This is a genomic window from Comamonas badia DSM 17552 (genome assembly GCF_000484635.1).
Lineage (GTDB): Bacteria > Pseudomonadota > Gammaproteobacteria > Burkholderiales > Burkholderiaceae_C > Comamonas_C > Comamonas_C badia.
This window is the reverse complement of sequence record NZ_AXVM01000001.1, coordinates 512614-527552: the sequence shown is the minus strand read 5'-3', so window position 1 is coordinate 527552 and position 14939 is coordinate 512614. Positions and strand designations below refer to the sequence as shown.

Sequence of the window (14939 nt, the reverse complement as noted above, 5' to 3'; positions counted from 1 at the left end):
AGCAGAGCGGCGCAGGCAAAAAAGCCCGCAGTGGTGCGCACTGCGGGCTGTTCAAGACCTTGGAATCAGAAAACTGCCGTCGCTCAGAAGCGGTGGCGGATGCCCACCCCGAAGCTGTTGCCGCTGGTCTGCGCGGTGATGCGGTCGTTCATGTACATCACGTACAGATCGGTGCGCTTGGACATGAAGTAGTCGTAGCCCACGGTCAAGGTCTTGCGCGTGGCGCTTGCCCCGCCGATGGTGTTGCGGGTGCGGGCCCAGGAGGCGATCAGGCTGCCCGTGCCGCCCAGCGGCGCGGATGCGCCCAGGTGGATGGTTTTGGCGTTGCCGCCGAGCGCAGTCACCTTGGCCTGGCCGTAGCCGATGTAGGGCTTGACGACCTTGAAGTCGTAGGCGCCCGTCAGCAGCCAGTTGGTCTTGGTGTAGCCAAGCGCGGCAGGGACGGGGTTGGCGATCTGGTCGCGCTCGTAGAAGCCCGTCACCGTCAGGGGGCCCTGGAAATACAGAAAGCTCGCGCCCACGTTGCGCTTGCCTTTGTCGGCTGCGTTGCTGTTGCCCAGCTGGTAGTGCACCGTGCCCGTGAAGCCACCCAGATTTGGCGTGGTATAGGCGATCTGGTTGCTCCAGCCGGTGTCGCTCTCGACCGTGCTGCCCCAGCCGCTGCCGTTGAAGAGCGGCACGTCCATGTGCAGGATCAGCGGCGCGAAGGTGAACGAATCGCCCAGCGGGTTGCCGAGGATGGACGGCAGGAAGTTGGGCGCCAGCCAGCGGCCCAGCGTCACGGAGCCGAAATTGCCGGACAGGCCGATGTTGGCATCGCGCGACCAGAAGGTGTCGCCGGGGAAGCGTCCCTGCGAGCCGTTGGACAGCTTGAAGAACGAGGTGAAGGCGAAGTTGAGCTTGAGTCCGCTGCCCAGGTCTTCCGAGCCCTTGAGACCGACCCAGGAGGTGGTCAGGCCGCTGTCGCCCAGGCCGTTGTGGCGAGAGGCGTCGCCGGCCATGCGGATGGAGCCGGCGTACACGTCGGCGAGGCCGCTCAGCTGCACCGAACTTTGCGCCTGCGCGCCCAGGGTGCAAGCCGCGGCGGCGGCAAAGGCTATCCATGATTTACGCATTGTGTCTCCTGTGGTGGATGCGGCTTCTGGTTGGAAATGCGGCAGAATTGCCGGTCGTTCACAAAAGTGTATACAAAATACCGGCCAAACCGCAAGCGTCGGCGGCACCGCCCCTGGCGGTTGTGGCGTGGCTGCATCAGTTTGCGCCGCTCAGTGCCCCTCCTGCGGCTCGCCGTGGCGCTGCACCAGCGTCCAGGCGATGACCGCCGTCACCACGCCCCACAACAGGGTGCCGTGCACCAGCGGCCAGATGGTGCCATCGAGCGCGTTGCCGAGCCAGAAGCCGGCGGCAAAGGCCACGACCATCATCATGAATCCGTTCAGGGCGGACGCCACGCCTGCGGCCTGCGGAAAGGGGGATACCGCGCCTACCTGTCCGCAGGGCTGGTGGATGCCGTGGCCCAGCATGAACAGGTAAAACGGCGGCAGCAGCGTGGCGATGCCGCGCGCTCCCAGCGAGGCTGAAAGCAGCATCAGCACCCCGCCCGAGAGGCTGAGCCAGCCGGCCACGGCCACCGTGCGCCGCAGCCCCAGGCGCGCGAGCAGCCGACGGCACAGCAACGTGCCGGTCAGGTAGAACATGGAGATCGAAAACAGCGCCAGGCCGAATTCGGCCCGCGACAGGCCGAGCACCTCGATGAAGATGAAGGGCGACGCCGCGAGAAACGTGAACAGCCCGCCATAGGTGGCGCAGGTCAGCAGCGAATAGGCGAGAAAAGTGGGCGAGCGTGTGACCAGCGCCCAGGTGCGCACCAGCACCGCCGGTTGCAGCGCCGCCGGGTTGCGCTGCCGCAGGGTCTCGGGCAGGCGCAGCACCACCAGCGCCAGTACGGCGCAGCCATAGAGAGTGCAGACCAGCAGGGCGGCGCGCCAGTGCAGCCATTCGGTCACCAGGCCGCCGGTCGGCGCGCACAGGGCGGCGATCACGCCCAGACCGGTCAGCGCGCGCGACATCGCGCGCGCACCGGCCAGTGGCGTGTAAAGGTCGCGCACGATGGCGCGGGCGCACATCACGGCGGCGCCCATCGCCGCCCCCTGCACCACGCGCCAGGCGACCAGCCAGCCCATGCTGGGCGCCAGCACGCTGCCGATGGAGGCGATGGCGTAGGCCGTGAGCCCCGCCAGCAGGATGGGGCGGCGCCCGAAGCGGTCCGACAGCGCGCCCCAGAACAGCTGCGAGCAGCCGAACGCGAGCAGCAGCGCCGACAGCGTGAGCTGCGCCGCCGAGACCGGTGCCTGCAGATCGCGCGTGAGCGCGGGCAATGCCGGCAGGTAGACGTCGGTGGTGATGGGCTGGATGCTCAGCAGCAGCGCCAGCGCCACGATGGCCAGTGCGGGCGAAACCGCGCCGGATTCCAGCGCACCCGCCTGGGGGGCAGCGGGTGGCATCAGGAGGCAGAGCCGGTGGCGAAAAGCGCTGCCTGCAGGCGGCGAGCGTAATCGGCGAGCTGGTCGGCGCCGGGGTTCTTGCGCGGCCAGGTGAAGTCGATGCCATCCTGGGCGTGGCGCGGCACCACGTGCAAATGAAAGTGCGCCACGGTCTGCCCGGCCACGGCGCCGTTGGCCTGCAGCAGCATCAGCCCTGCCGGCTCGAACACCGTGCGCGCGGCAGCGGCGATGCGGTGCGCCGTGCGCATCACGGCGGCGGCTTCTTCGGGCGTCACATCCCACAGCGTCGCGTGGTGGCGGCGCGTGGCGATGAGCACATGCCCCGGGTTGACCTGGCCCAGATCCATGAAGGCCACGGTCTGATCGTCCTCGAACACCCTGGCACTGGGGATGTCACCGGCGATGAGGCGGCAGAAGATGCAGGAACCGGGGGCGGAGGTGTCGGTGAAATTCGGCATGGCGGACTCTGTGAGGACGGGTGCGATTGTCGCCGCATCGGCGATGAAGCCGTGGCGCGGCGGCAGGGGGCAAACCTAGGGTTTTCCTTGCGGCATCACAGGGTTGTACCCAAGGCGCGGGCCTGCCGTCCCTGCCTATAGTCGTTCGGGAGCCGGCGCGGGATCGGCTGGATGCCTTCAGATGCGGATGGTCTTGGATTTGACGCTGGCCGGTAGGGGCACCGTTTGGGAGGGCCGCTGATGAGCGCCGCCCCCGACATGGCGGTGCCGGAAGCGGCACTGCGCCGCGCCTGGCTGCCTGGCCCCCTGGTGCGTGCACTGGCCTTGCTGCTGCTGGTGGCGGTGATCGCCAGCGGGGTTGCGTCCGCATGGCTGATGTCGCGCTCCAGCGAGCCGCAGACGGTGCAGCGCATCCTCGACCAGGACGGCGGCGAGGTGGAAATGCTCGCCCGCATGCTTTCGAGCAAGATCGAGCAGAACCTGAAGCTGCTGGGCACGGTGGCCGACGGCGTGACGCCTGTGGTGCTCAATTCCAATCCCAAGCTGCGCGCCTGGCTGCTGCAGGGGCGGCAGGTGGGACGCGTGTTCGATTCGGTGGTGGTGCTCAAGGCGGATGCCGCGACCGGCCTGCGCCTGCAGGGTGACCGGGTGGAACCGGTGGCCGCCATCTCCGGCGCGCAGCAGGAGGTGCTGCAGCGCGTGCGGGCGAATGGCAAGCCCATGGTCTCGGGCGTGCTGGGCGACACCGCCGCCCAGGCGCAGCTGCTGCTGGCGCTGCCGGTGCTCGATGGTGCTGGAGGCGTCACGGCGGTGGTGGCGGGGGCATTGCGCCTGCAGTCGCAAAGCCTGCTGCCGCCCGCGCTGGCCCTCCCGGTGCGCGACAACACGCGCTTTGTGATTTTCTCGCGCGACGGGGTGATCCTGTCGCACCCCGATCCCGCCCGGGTGCTGGGCCCGCTGCGCGACGAGCCGGAGCTCGGGGGGCTGTTCATGCGCAATGGCGCGGTGCGCTCGCCCGTGGCGCCGGGCAAGGTAGTGCTGGCGGATGGCTCTGTCGTGGGCTGGGCCGTGGTGGGACTGCCGCAATGGGTGGTCGTGCGGGTGAACCACACCCCGGCGCTGCTGCAGCCCCTGGTGGCGGCCGAGCAGCGCGCATGGTGGGTGGCTGGCGCGGGCATGGTGCTGGTGGCCCTGCTGGGATTGGGAGCCCTGTGGTGGCTGACGCGTCCGCTCACGCTGCTGCGCCAGCGTGCGCGGGCAGTGCTGGCAGGGGAGCATCCGGCCAGCGTGCCGTGGGCGGAGCAGCGCCGCTCGCTTGCCAATGGCGAAGTCGATGATGTGGTGCGCGTCTTCGGCCGCCTGGTGCAGCTGCGCCGCCAGCAGCTGCGCAACGCGCTGGTGCTCTCGCGCCACCTGGACGCCGTGCTGGAGCACGTGCCGCTGGGCATAGCGCTGACGCGCGCGCAGCGCATAGAGCTGGTCAGCGGCGAGGCTTGCCGCATGCTGGGATACGAAACATCGGCGCAGCTGGTGGGGCGTGACCTGCTGCAACTGGTCTCCAGTGCGCCCGATGGCGCCGATGTGCTCGAACGCGTGCGCGCCGATTTCGCAGCGCATGGGAGCTTTCATGGCGAGTTGCCGCTGGCACGCAGCGACGGCGCTACCTTCTGGGCCCGGGTGCAGGGAGCTCCCGTGCGGCTGGAGGGGCCGGTGGAGGGCGTGGTCTGGGTGCTGGAAGACGGTTCTGCCGAGCGCGAGGCGCGCCGCCAGCATGACTGGGAGCGCTGGAACGACATGCTCACCTTCCTGCCCAACCGCGCGGCACTCGAGCGGCGCCTGCAGCTGCTGCTGTCCGAGCGCGTGGGCCGCGGCGCGCGCGCCAATGCGGCGCTGTTCCCCGAGGCCGGCGCCTTGCTGCATATCGATGTCGACCACTTCACCCTCATCAACGAGTTGGCCGGCCACGCGTCGGGCGATGACGTGTTGCGCCACCTCGCGCGTCTGCTGGCGGCGCAGGTGCGCCAGATGGGCTGGGTGGCGCGCCTGGGCGGAGATGAGTTCGCGGTGGTGCTGCCCGGTGCCAATGTGCACCGTGCCACGGCGCTGGCCGACCAGCTGCGCCTGGCGGTGGCGGGCTGGGAGCCCACTTACCACGGACGCAGCTTCTCGATGAGCCTGAGCATCGGCCTCGTCATGCTGCTGCACGGCGCTGCGGTGGCCGATGTGCTCGCAAGTGCCGACATGGCCTGCTACGCGGCCAAGCGGGCGGGGCGCAACCGGGTGGAGGTGAGGGCAGAGCCGCAACCCGCGGAGCCGGCCTGACGGTGCTCCGGGTTTGTGCTGATTTGCGCCGGCGATTTTATGTGCACAATTTCGGTGCACAATGATCGTATGCAATTTTTGGCCAACGGTGGTCTGGTAGTGGCACACAATAGGCCGCTGCCGTCCTTGTTCCGCCGGGCAAAAATTTCATCCATACCCACAAGAGAGACAAACCAGCATGCCGTCCCTGCATGTCAACCCCGCGCCCGATGCGGCCGTGCCCCGGCTGCAGCTGAGCGGCATCACCAAGCGCTACCCCGGCGTCGTCGCCAACAGCGATGTGTCGCTGACCGTGCAGCCCGGCGAGGTGCATGCGGTGCTGGGCGAGAACGGCGCGGGCAAATCCACGCTGATGAAGATCATCTACGGCGCGGTCAAGCCCGATGCGGGCGAGATGCGCGTCGATGGGCATCTGGCGCTGGTGCGCAATCCGCAGGCGGCGCGCCAGCTCGGCATCGCGATGGTGTTCCAGCATTTCAGCCTGTTCGAGACGCTTTCGGTGGCGGAGAACGTCTGGCTGGGCCTGGATAAATCGCTGCCGCTGGCGCAGGTGACGCAGCGCATCCGCGATACCGCCACGGCCTACGGGCTGGATGTCGATCCGCTGCGGCCGGTGCACACGCTGAGCGTGGGCGAGATGCAGCGGGTGGAGATCATCCGCGCGCTGCTGGCGGGCCCGCGCCTGCTGATCCTGGACGAGCCCACCTCGGTGCTCACGCCGCAGGCGGTCGAAAAGCTCTTCGTCACCCTGCGGCGCCTGTCCTCCGAGGGCTGTTCCATCCTCTACATCAGCCACAAGCTGCACGAAATCCGCGCGCTGTGCACCGCCTGCACGGTGATGCGCGGCGGCAAGGTCACGGGCGTGTGCGATCCGCGCCAGGAGACCAATGCCTCGCTCTCGCGCCTGATGATCGGCGCCGAGCCGCCGCCGCTCACGCATGTCGCCAAGGAGCCGGGCGCGGCGGTGCTGGCGGTGAACCAGTTGAGCCTGGAGCGCGATTCGCCGTTTGGCGTGGACTTGCACGAGGTATCGCTGGAGGTGCGCGCGGGCGAGGTGGTGGGCATCGCGGGGGTTTCCGGCAATGGCCAGCGTGAACTGCTTTTTTCCCTTTCTGGTGAAGACCGGCGCGCGCTGCCAGCATCGATTTCGATAGCAGGCAAGCCGGCGGGGCGCATGCGCCCGTTTGGCCGCCGTGCGCTCGGGCTGCACTTCGTTCCCGAGGAGCGCCTGGGGCGCGGCGCGGTGCCGGACATGAGCCTGGCGCAGAACCTGCTGCTCACCCGCAAGGAGGCCGTGGGCCGCATGGGATGGCTCAGCATGGGCAGGCTGCGCGCGCAGTCGGCCGACATCATCGGGCGCTTCAACGTGAAGGCGGCGGGCACGCACGCGGCGGCGCGCTCGCTCTCGGGCGGCAACCTGCAGAAATACATCATGGGCCGCGAGATCGACGCCAGGCCGAAATTGCTCATCGTCTCGCAGCCCACCTGGGGCGTGGACGTGGGCGCGGCGGCGCAGATCCGCGGCGAAATCCTGGCGCTGCGCGATGCGGGCTGCGCGGTGCTGGTGGTGAGCGAGGAACTCGACGAATTGTTTGAAATCTGCGACCGCCTGCACGTCATCGCCAAGGGCCAGCTCTCGCCCAGCCTGGCGCGCAAGGACGCGAGCGTGGAGCAGATCGGCCAGTGGATGAGCGGCCTGTGGCCTGGCGCCGAGGGCGCGCAGGCGAGCGAGAAGGAGGTGGCCCATGCTGCGGCTTGAACTGCGCCCCACGCCATCGCGCACCTGGGCCTGGGCCTCGCCGCTGCTGGCGCTGGCGATCACCGTGGTGCTGGGCGTGCTGCTGTTTTCCCTGCTCGGCAAGGACCCGGTCAAGGGCCTGCTGGTGTTCTTCTGGGAGCCGATCAAATCCGCCTATGCGCTGGGCGAACTGGGCGTGAAGGCCACGCCGCTGCTTTTGATCGCGCTCGGCCTGGCGGTGTGCTTTCGCTCCAACATCTGGAACATCGGCGCCGAGGGGCAGTATGTGATCGGCGCCATCTTCGCCGGCGGCGCCGCGCTCATGGCGGGCAAGGAGACGGGGCGCTGGATCGTGGTGGTCGTCCTGCTGGCCGGCGTGGTCGGCGGCATGCTGTGGGCGGCCATCGTGGCCTTTTTGCGCGACCGCTTCAACGCCGGTGAAATTCTCGTCAGCCTGATGCTGGTCTATGTGGCCATCCAGGTGCTCAATTACCTGGTGTTCGGCCCGTGGAAAGACCCGATGGGCTACAACTTCCCGCAGACGCGCACCTTCGAGGCGGTGGCGCGCATCCCCAAGCTGATGGCGGGCTCGCGCGTGAACATCGGCGCGCTGATCGCGCTGGCCGGGGCGGCGCTGCTGTGGCTGTACCTGTTCAGGACGCGCGCCGGCTACGCCCTGCAGGTGGGCGGCGTGGCGCCCGCGGCGGCCCGCTATGCCGGGTTTTCCTCGCGCAGCGCGCTGTGGACGGCGCTGCTCATTTCCGGCGCCACGGCCGGCCTGGCAGGCGCGCTGGAGGTGGCCGGCCCGGTCGGGCAGCTCACGCCCTACGTGCCGGTGGGCTATGGCTTCGCGGCCATCATCGTCGCCTTCGTCGGGCGGCTGCATCCGCTGGGCATGGTGCTGGCGGCTATCCTGATGAGCATGTTCTACATCGGCGGTGAACTCGCGCAATCGCGCCTGGGCCTGCCCAAGTCGCTCACCGACGTGTTCCAGGGCCTGCTGCTGTTCTCGCTCATGGCCTGCGACACGCTGGTCAATTACCGCATTCGCCGCGCCAGCCGCGTGGGGGTTCGCTGATGGAAGCCTATCCACTCCTTTTTGCCTCGACGCTGAGCGCCGGCACGGTGCTGGCGCTGGCCGCGCTGGGCCTGCTCATCAATGAAAAATCCGGCATCGTGAACCTGGGCGCCGAGGGCATGATGCTGTGCGCCGCGATCGCCGGCTTTGCCACGGCGGTGCACACGGGCAGCGATACCCTGGGCTTCCTCGCCGGGATGGCCGTCGGCGCGCTGCTGTCGGCGGCCTTTGGCTGGCTGGTCATCTGGCTCAATGCCAACCAGTACGCCACGGGGCTGGCGCTTACGCTGTTCGGCGCGGGTTTTTCGGCCTTCGTCGGCACGGGCTACGTGCAGGCCAGGCTGGCGGAGCGTCCGCGCTTCAACTGGCTTGGACTCGGCGATGTGCCCGTCATCGGCCCGGCGCTGATGCGCCAGCATCCGCTGGTGTACGTCTGCATCGCGTTGACCCTCGTGCTCATCTGGATGCTCTACCGCACGCGCGTCGGGCTGGTGCTGCGCGCGGTGGGCGAATCGCCCGAATCGGCGCACGCGCTGGGCTATCCGGTGCGCCGCATCCGCATGCTGGCGGTGGTTGCCGGCGGCGCGCTCTGCGGCCTGGCGGGGGGATTCCTGTCGCTGGTATACACGCCGCTGTGGGTGGAAGGCATGGTGGCGGGCAAAGGCTGGATCGCCCTGGCGCTGACCACCTTCGGCACCTGGCGCCCGATGCGCGTGCTGCTGGGCGCCTACCTCTTTGGCGGCGTGACGATGCTGCAGTTCTATCTGCAGAGCCAGGGCTCGCACATCCCCAGCCAGCTGCTCAGCGCCATGCCCTACCTGGCCACGGTCGTCGTGCTGGCGCTCATCTCGCGCAATCCGACCTGGATTCGTGTCAACATGCCTGCCTCGCTCGGCAAGCCTTTTTATCCCGGCTGATGCCGCTTGCATTTTTCCCCTACCCCTGTTCCCGGAGGATTCCTTGATGATGGATATCAACAAACGTACCGCGCTGCGCCTGGCCATGGCTTCGGCCGCGACGCTGACCATGGCGGCCTGCGGGCAGAAGGAGGCACCTGCGCCGGCTCCCGCCCCGGCGCCGGAGGCGGCCGCAGCCCCTGCCGCCGCGCCCGCCCCGGCGCCGGCGGAGCCGCTGAAGGCCGCCTGGATCTACGTCGGACCGGTCGGCGACGGTGGCTGGAGCTATGCGCATGACAACGGGCGCAAGGCGGTGGAGAAGGATTTCGCCGGCAAGGTCGTGACCAGCTTCGTCGAGAACGTGCCCGAGGGCGCCGACACCGAACGCGTGGCGCGCGACCTGGTGGCGCAGGGCAACAAGCTGATCTTCGGCACCAGCTTCGGCTTCATGGAGCCCATGTTGAAGGTGGCCGCCGACAACCCCGACGTGAAGTTCGAGCACGCCACCGGCTACAAGACCGCGCCCAACCTGCGCACCTACGACAGCCGCACCTACGAAGGCGCCTTCATGGCCGGCGTGATCGCGGGAGCGATGACCAAGGCCAACGTGCTGGGCGTGGTCGGCACCGTGCCCATCCCCGAGGTGGTGCGCAACATCAACAGCTTCACGCTGGGCGCGCAAATCAGCAACCCCAAGATCAAGACCATGGTGGTGTGGATCAACGAATGGCACAACCCGCCCAAGGAAACCGAGGCCGCCACCTCGCTGATCAACGGCGGCGCCGACGTGCTGTTCCAGAACACCGATTCGCCTGCCGTGCTCAAGACCGCCGAATCGATGGGCAAGCGCGCCTTTGGCTGGGATTCGGACATGACCGCCTACGGCCCCAAGGCGCACCTGGCCTCGGCCATCATCAACTGGGAGCCCTACTACAAGAAGGCCGTGGGCGAAGTGCTGGACGGCACCTGGAAGACCGGGCCGAACCAGTGGTGGGGCGTGAAGGAAGGCGCGATCGACCTCGTTTCCATCGCCGATGACGTACCCGCCGAGGCCAAGACCAGGCTCGAAGAACTCAAGGCCGGCCTGAAGGACGGCAGCTACCACATCTGGAAGGGTCCGCTGTCCGACAACACCGGCAAGGAAGTGCTGGCCGAGGGCAAGGTGGCCGACGACGACTTCCTGCGCGGCATCAACTTCTTCGTCAAGGGCGTGGAAGGCAAGGTGCCGGGCACCGACGGCAAGTAAGCGCCTGATGGCATGACCAGGGGCCGCCATGCGCGGCCCTTGTCGTTGGCGGGGGTTCAGGCGGGCGTTGCAGCGGGTTTGCTATTTCCACGATAGCTGCCAGCGCTTGCTGGATAATCGTTTAAGCCATGAATCATTCAAATTTTCGGTGGCACCCCAGCGCCCCCAGGCCCAGCAGGCCCGAGAGCAGCAGCACGCCCCAGGACGAGAGCGCCGGGATGGCGGTGGGCGCGGGCGGAGTGGGTGGCACGGGTGGGACGGCGCTCGCGTCGCAGGCGCCGGTGAAGGGCAGCGCGGCGCTCCAGCGGCTCGCCAGCATCTGCACACCGCCCGCGGCGGTACCCGAACCATCGTCGAAGCTGTGGAGACTGCCGCCCGCCGCCATGCCGAAAATCTGCCCGCCGCCATCGGCGGCCCAGCCGATGAAGGAGCCCGCGGGCAGGCCGCCGATGCCGTAGTCCGCCCAGGCCAGGGTGCCGCCCGTGTTGACGTCGGTGAACATACCTGTCAGCGCGCCCAGGGCATTGGTGATGGCCGTGCCCGTGCCTGCGGCGCCGACCGCACCCAAATCCAGGGCGACCGCGACGCTGCGCGTGCCGTCCACGCGCCAGCGCCAGAAGCCGCAGGTGATATCGCCCGTGCCCCAGTTCTGGCCTGCCGCCGTGGTGCCGCCGTTGTCGAACACCAGAGTCAGGGTGAACGTGGCGCCGTCGGGTGCGTCGGCGGTCATGTCGGAGTGGGCGATGGTGCCGGTGTAGGTGCTGGCGTAGGGGCTGGCAAGGGCGGCCGCAGGCAGCAGCGCTGCGGCGACGGCCAGCAGGCACGCCATGATTTTTGGGTCTTTTTGCCATTCAAGGCTTGTGTGGAAAGCGCGAGCAGCTCTTGGTTTCATAGTGGCGAAGATGCCTTTCCGTTCCGATGGGCAGGAGCGTTTGGGTGCTGGCGAAAAGTCTAGGGGCGCGGTCTGCCGTGGTGGCCGGCGCGGTGGTGGAAGGGCGTCCCAGCTTGGGTCCGTGCGTCCCGGCGGGCACCGGGCGGCGGCGGTACGGTATGGCTTCATGCATAAAAGTACACTGCGCTGCATGCACAACCCACCCCCCTGCGTGCTGGAACACTGGTCCTCCCGCGAGGTCGATCCCGCCGTCCGCCTGCCGTATTGGCACGACGTGGCGCACAACTGGGTGGACGTGCAGCCGCTCTCTTCAGGCGCCGAACTGGAAGCTTCCTGGTCGCTGCTGCGCGGGCAGGATTGCTTTTTCGGCACCAAGCGCTCGACGGCCTATGAGATGCGCACCCATGCCCGGCATGTCCCGCCGGGCGAGGACATGGTGGTGCTCTCGCTGCTGGAGGCGGGGCATCTGGATTTCAATGCCGCGCCCGGCCAGGGCCATCGCGCGGGCGCCGGGACGCTGGGGCTGTATGCACCGCAGCAGGAGGGCGCCTACCGCTGGAGCCAGCACGCGCGCCAGACCTATGTGGCGCTGCCGCGGCGCGCGGTGTGGGAGGCGCTGGGCCGGCAGCCCGGCAATGTGCTGCTCACGCCGGGGCAGTGCGCTCTGGCGCCCCTGCTCGGCAGCCAGCTCAGCCACCTCGGGCGGCTGGCGCGCGCACCCGGCACGCTGACCGACGAGGATTTCGCGGTGCTGCTGGATGCCACCCGCACGCTGGCGCTGCTGATGCTGCGCAATCTGGGGCGCGAGGGGCTGGCCAGCGATCTGCCGGACCTGCACGAGAGCCTGCACGCGGGGCGCCATGCAGCGGCGCTGCGTCACATGGAGCAGCAGGCGCACCGCGTGGCGCTGGATGTGGCGGACATTGCCCGGGCCGTGGGCTGCTCGCGCACCCGGCTGTACGAGGCCTTTGCCGCGCAGGGGCAAACGGTGATGGGCGCGCTGCGCGAGTTGCGCCTGCAGCGGGCGCGGCGCGGCATCGAGCAAAGCCTGCGCCTGCATGTGGGCGCGGTGGCCTGGCATTGCGGATTTGCCAGCGCGTCGGACTTCAGCAAGCTGTTTCGCGCACGTTTTGGATGCACCCCGACCGACTGGTACCGCCAGGCGCTCGCGAACCGTCCGGACTGACGCTGTTGCCGCGCGCAAGGCGCGCCTGAAAAGCTTGCGGGAATGCGTCCCGACCTGCGGGAATGCGTCCACGGTCCGCTCTCGAAAGAGGTGCGGATTCCTAGAATCGATCCGCATGTTGGAACTCTCTGTCGCGCCGTCCGCCGCGCCGCTCGCGTGCGTCCTGGAGCACCATGATTGCGGTGCGCTCGATCCTGCCGTGCGCGTGCAGGCGTGGCAGGAGATCGCCCATCCCTGGGTGGATTTCCAGCCCGTGCCCGGGCACCCCCTGGAGGCGGAGCTCACCACGCTGACATTGGACGAATGCACGCTCGGCAGCACGCGCTCTTCGGCCTATGTGATGCGCACCGGCGCGCGCCGGGCGCTGCGCGATGACATGGTGGTGCTCACCCTGATGCAGGCAGGCCGCCTGCGCCCCCAGGCCTGGGCCGGCAAGGGGCCGGGCGCGCTCAATCTGTGCGTGGCGCGGGAGCCGGGCATTTTCCACTGGGGGCCGGGCGCGCGCCAGGTGTTTCTGGCGCTGCCGCGCGAGGAAGCGCGTGCCGCGCTCGGGTGCGAGCCCGCCACCCGGTTGCTCAGCGCGCGCTGCGCGCTCGCCCCGGCGTTTTCCAGCCAGCTCGCGCATGCCGCTCTGCTGCTGCGCCAAGACGGTCTTGATGGACGGGACCATGCCGATCTGCTGCGGGCCACGCGTGCCCTCGCGCTGCTGATGCTGCGCCATCTGGGCCGCCAGGGCGCTGCCGCAGATCTGCACGATGCGCAGGAAAGCCTGCACGCCGGGCGCCGTGCGGCGGCGCTGCGTTTCATGGAGCAGCACGCGCACCGCCCCGAGCTTGATGCGGAAACGATAGCGCACGGCGCAGGCTGCTCGCGCACGCGGCTGTACGAAGCCTTTGCGGACAGCGAGCAGACCGTGATGGGCGCCCTGCGCGATATCCGTCTGCAGCGTGCCCAGTGCTTGCTGGCGCAGCATGGACGGGTGCCTGTGGGGGCGCTTGCCTGGCGCTGCGGCTTTGCCGATGCCTCGGCGTTCAGCAAGCTGTTTCGCGCGCGCTTTGGCTGCTCGCCCACGGAGTGGCGGGCGCGCTCGCGCGGGGCCGATTTTCAAGCCAAGGAATTTTGATGAAACCAATCCACGACACGGGCCTGCCCCGGCGCAGCTTTCTCGCATCGGCCGCCACCGTGGTGATGGCGCCCGCGGTCACCCATTGCAGCGCGTCGGCGAAGGATTCAGGCGGCGATTCCGGCCTGGAGCGCGGCCAGCTGCGGGTGCGCGGCTTTGCCGATGCCGAGATGGATTTCCAGCTCATCCGCCAGATCGGCAGCGCGCGCCATGGCGGTGCATCGCTGGGCGAATGCCTGGCGCTCGCCCAGCGCATCACCAATGCCGACCCGGCCAGCTGGGTGGCCGAGTTCAGCCAGGCCGCCGCGCGGCAAGAGGCCGATGCGCTCGCGCGTGCCCAGCGCGGCCACGCTTTGAGCGCGCACGAGCAGTACCTGGTGGCCTGCAACAGCTGGCGCGCGGCGGAGTATTACGCCAGCATTGCCGAACCGGAGCACCGGCGCCTGGGCCTGCAAAGCCGTGCCTGCTTTGCCGCGGCCATGCAGGCGGGGGGGCTGGACATGGAAGTGGTCAACCTGCCCTGGGGCGACACGCCGCTGCCCGGCTACTACTTTCGCGCGCCGGATGGCAGGCCGGGAGCAAGGGGCAGGACCCTGATGCTCATCAGCGGCTACGACGGCACGCTGGAGGAAACCTGGATCGCCTACGGCCGTGCGGCGCTGGCGCGGGGCTACCACCTGCTGCTGATGGCCGGGCCGGGGCAGATGGACACGCTGCGCTTCTACCCCACGATGAGCTTCATCCCCGACTATGAACGGGTGGGCAGGGCGGCGCTGGACTACGTGCTGGCGCGGCCCGAAACCGATGCGCGCCATGTGGCGCTGATGGGCATCAGCTACGGCGGCTATTTCGCCACGCGCATGGCGGCGTTTGACGCGCGCATCACCGCGCTGATCGCCAATTCGCCCATCGTCGATCTGCACAACTACATGGTCTCCTTCGTCGGTTTCGACCCGGCGCGGATGCCGCCCGAGGACGATATCCAGCTCGCGGATATTGACCATATCCCGCCCGATGCCATGCCGCTGGAACAGCGCGAGATGCTGCGCAACCTGATGCTGCGCATGGGCGGCACCGGCTTTCGCTCCACCTATGAGCGCCTGCGCGATTTTCAGGTCGACGATGCGGCGCTTGCGCGCATCCGCTGCCCGGCACTCGCCTTGGTGGGCAGTGGCGAAGGCAAGGAGCCGCTGGCGCAGCACGCGCACTTTCTGGGCCGCGTTTCGGGGCCGACAGCCAGCCATGTCTTCACGCTGGAAGAGGGCGCCGAGGGCCATTGCCAGACGGCCAACCTGGGCTATTCGGCGGCCGTTTCGATGGACTGGCTCGATGAGGTGTTTGCGGGCTGAGCCGCATTGCCAGCGCCGGCCCGGGATGCCAGGACATCAGCCGGGACGTATGGCCAAGACTCTGCCCTTGCAGCCGCCTTGCCGGCACCTACAGTTGCTCCCGCGTATCCATCTCCCGTTTGATCCAGGAGGGAGGCGCCCGATGCA

12 protein-coding genes are annotated in these 14939 nt (G+C 68.7%); 8 read left to right on the top strand and 4 right to left on the bottom strand.

From position 1 onward, the window contains the following. Positions 1–83: 83 nt before the first annotated feature. The 3 genes from K320_RS0102610 to K320_RS0102600 form a co-directional block, all read right to left on the bottom strand. Entirely contained in the window at positions 84–1115 is a 1032-nt protein-coding gene (locus K320_RS0102610; RefSeq protein ID WP_024537327.1) for a porin, read from the bottom strand. 150 nt (positions 1116–1265) lie between these two features. After that, complete coding sequence (locus K320_RS0102605) at positions 1266–2504, bottom strand: multidrug effflux MFS transporter (RefSeq protein WP_024537326.1); 1239 nt, start codon at positions 2502–2504, stop codon at positions 1266–1268. Further along, positions 2504–2962, bottom strand: a complete 459-nt coding sequence (locus K320_RS0102600; RefSeq protein WP_024537325.1) for an HIT family protein — start codon at positions 2960–2962, stop codon at positions 2504–2506. Before K320_RS0102600 ends, K320_RS0102605 begins: the two co-directional genes overlap by 1 nt. Before the next feature lie 240 nt (positions 2963–3202). Here K320_RS0102600 and K320_RS0102595 point away from each other — a divergent pair, with 240 nt between their 5' ends. The 5 genes from K320_RS0102595 (at position 3203) to K320_RS0102575 (ending at position 10242) form a co-directional block, all read left to right on the top strand. Next, positions 3203–5284, top strand: a complete 2082-nt coding sequence (locus K320_RS0102595) for a sensor domain-containing diguanylate cyclase (protein ID WP_024537324.1) — start codon at positions 3203–3205, stop codon at positions 5282–5284. A gap of 178 nt (positions 5285–5462) precedes the next feature. Further along, positions 5463–7043 carry an ABC transporter ATP-binding protein gene (locus tag K320_RS0102590; RefSeq protein WP_024537323.1) on the top strand — a complete coding sequence of 527 codons (1581 nt, stop codon included), beginning with the start codon at positions 5463–5465 and terminating at the stop codon, positions 7041–7043. Beyond that, positions 7030–8100 carry an ABC transporter permease gene (locus tag K320_RS0102585; RefSeq protein WP_024537322.1) on the top strand — a complete coding sequence of 357 codons (1071 nt, stop codon included), beginning with the start codon at positions 7030–7032 and terminating at the stop codon, positions 8098–8100. Before K320_RS0102590 ends, K320_RS0102585 begins: the two co-directional genes overlap by 14 nt. Then, positions 8100–9017 (top strand): ABC transporter permease, encoded by a 918-nt coding sequence (locus K320_RS0102580; RefSeq protein WP_024537321.1) that lies wholly within the window; start codon positions 8100–8102, stop codon positions 9015–9017. The genes K320_RS0102585 and K320_RS0102580 overlap by 1 nt, the downstream gene beginning before the upstream one ends. Before the next feature lie 46 nt (positions 9018–9063). Beyond that, the gene (locus K320_RS0102575) at positions 9064–10242 is read left to right on the top strand and encodes a BMP family ABC transporter substrate-binding protein (RefSeq protein WP_024537320.1); all 1179 of its coding nucleotides are present in this window, start codon (positions 9064–9066) and stop codon (positions 10240–10242) included. A 133-nt stretch (positions 10243–10375) separates the two neighbouring features. On the opposite strand, the gene K320_RS0102570 is transcribed toward K320_RS0102575, so the two are convergent. Continuing rightward, the gene (locus tag K320_RS0102570; RefSeq protein WP_024537319.1) at positions 10376–11071 is read right to left on the bottom strand and encodes an IPTL-CTERM sorting domain-containing protein; all 696 of its coding nucleotides are present in this window, start codon (positions 11069–11071) and stop codon (positions 10376–10378) included. Between the two features lie 253 nt (positions 11072–11324). Here K320_RS0102570 and K320_RS0102565 point away from each other — a divergent pair, with 253 nt between their 5' ends. The 3 genes from K320_RS0102565 to K320_RS0102555 all read left to right on the top strand — a co-directional run bounded on the left by K320_RS0102565 (position 11325) and on the right by K320_RS0102555 (position 14792). Continuing rightward, positions 11325–12320 (top strand): helix-turn-helix transcriptional regulator, encoded by a 996-nt coding sequence (locus K320_RS0102565; protein ID WP_024537318.1) that lies wholly within the window; start codon positions 11325–11327, stop codon positions 12318–12320. Between the two features lie 115 nt (positions 12321–12435). Beyond that, positions 12436–13443 (top strand): helix-turn-helix transcriptional regulator, encoded by a 1008-nt coding sequence (locus tag K320_RS18305; protein ID WP_024537317.1) that lies wholly within the window; start codon positions 12436–12438, stop codon positions 13441–13443. Beyond that, a complete protein-coding gene (locus K320_RS0102555; protein ID WP_024537316.1) occupies positions 13443–14792 on the top strand; it encodes an alpha/beta hydrolase family protein in 1350 nt (449 codons plus the stop codon). The genes K320_RS18305 and K320_RS0102555 overlap by 1 nt, the downstream gene beginning before the upstream one ends. Positions 14793–14939: the final 147 nt, after the last annotated feature.

Excerpts from the sequence above, each read along its gene's own strand:
- K320_RS0102585 (WP_024537322.1), top strand. The coding sequence starts at position 7,030 with ATGCTGCGGCTTGAACTGCGCCCCACGCCATCGCGCACCTGGGCCTGG.
- K320_RS18305 (WP_024537317.1), top strand. The coding sequence starts at position 12,436 with ATGTTGGAACTCTCTGTCGCGCCGTCCGCCGCGCCGCTCGCGTGCGTC.
- K320_RS0102590 (WP_024537323.1), top strand. The coding sequence starts at position 5,463 with ATGCCGTCCCTGCATGTCAACCCCGCGCCCGATGCGGCCGTGCCCCGG.
- K320_RS0102575 (WP_024537320.1), top strand. The coding sequence starts at position 9,064 with ATGATGGATATCAACAAACGTACCGCGCTGCGCCTGGCCATGGCTTCG.
- K320_RS0102605 (WP_024537326.1), bottom strand. The coding sequence starts at position 2,504 with ATGCCACCCGCTGCCCCCCAGGCGGGTGCGCTGGAATCCGGCGCGGTT.
- K320_RS0102565 (WP_024537318.1), top strand. The coding sequence starts at position 11,325 with ATGCACAACCCACCCCCCTGCGTGCTGGAACACTGGTCCTCCCGCGAG.
- K320_RS0102595 (WP_024537324.1), top strand. The coding sequence starts at position 3,203 with ATGAGCGCCGCCCCCGACATGGCGGTGCCGGAAGCGGCACTGCGCCGC.
- K320_RS0102580 (WP_024537321.1), top strand. The coding sequence starts at position 8,100 with ATGGAAGCCTATCCACTCCTTTTTGCCTCGACGCTGAGCGCCGGCACG.
- K320_RS0102555 (WP_024537316.1), top strand. The coding sequence starts at position 13,443 with ATGAAACCAATCCACGACACGGGCCTGCCCCGGCGCAGCTTTCTCGCA.
- K320_RS0102570 (WP_024537319.1), bottom strand. The coding sequence starts at position 11,071 with ATGGCGTGCCTGCTGGCCGTCGCCGCAGCGCTGCTGCCTGCGGCCGCC.
- K320_RS0102600 (WP_024537325.1), bottom strand. The coding sequence starts at position 2,962 with ATGCCGAATTTCACCGACACCTCCGCCCCCGGTTCCTGCATCTTCTGC.
- K320_RS0102610 (WP_024537327.1), bottom strand. The coding sequence starts at position 1,115 with ATGCGTAAATCATGGATAGCCTTTGCCGCCGCCGCGGCTTGCACCCTG.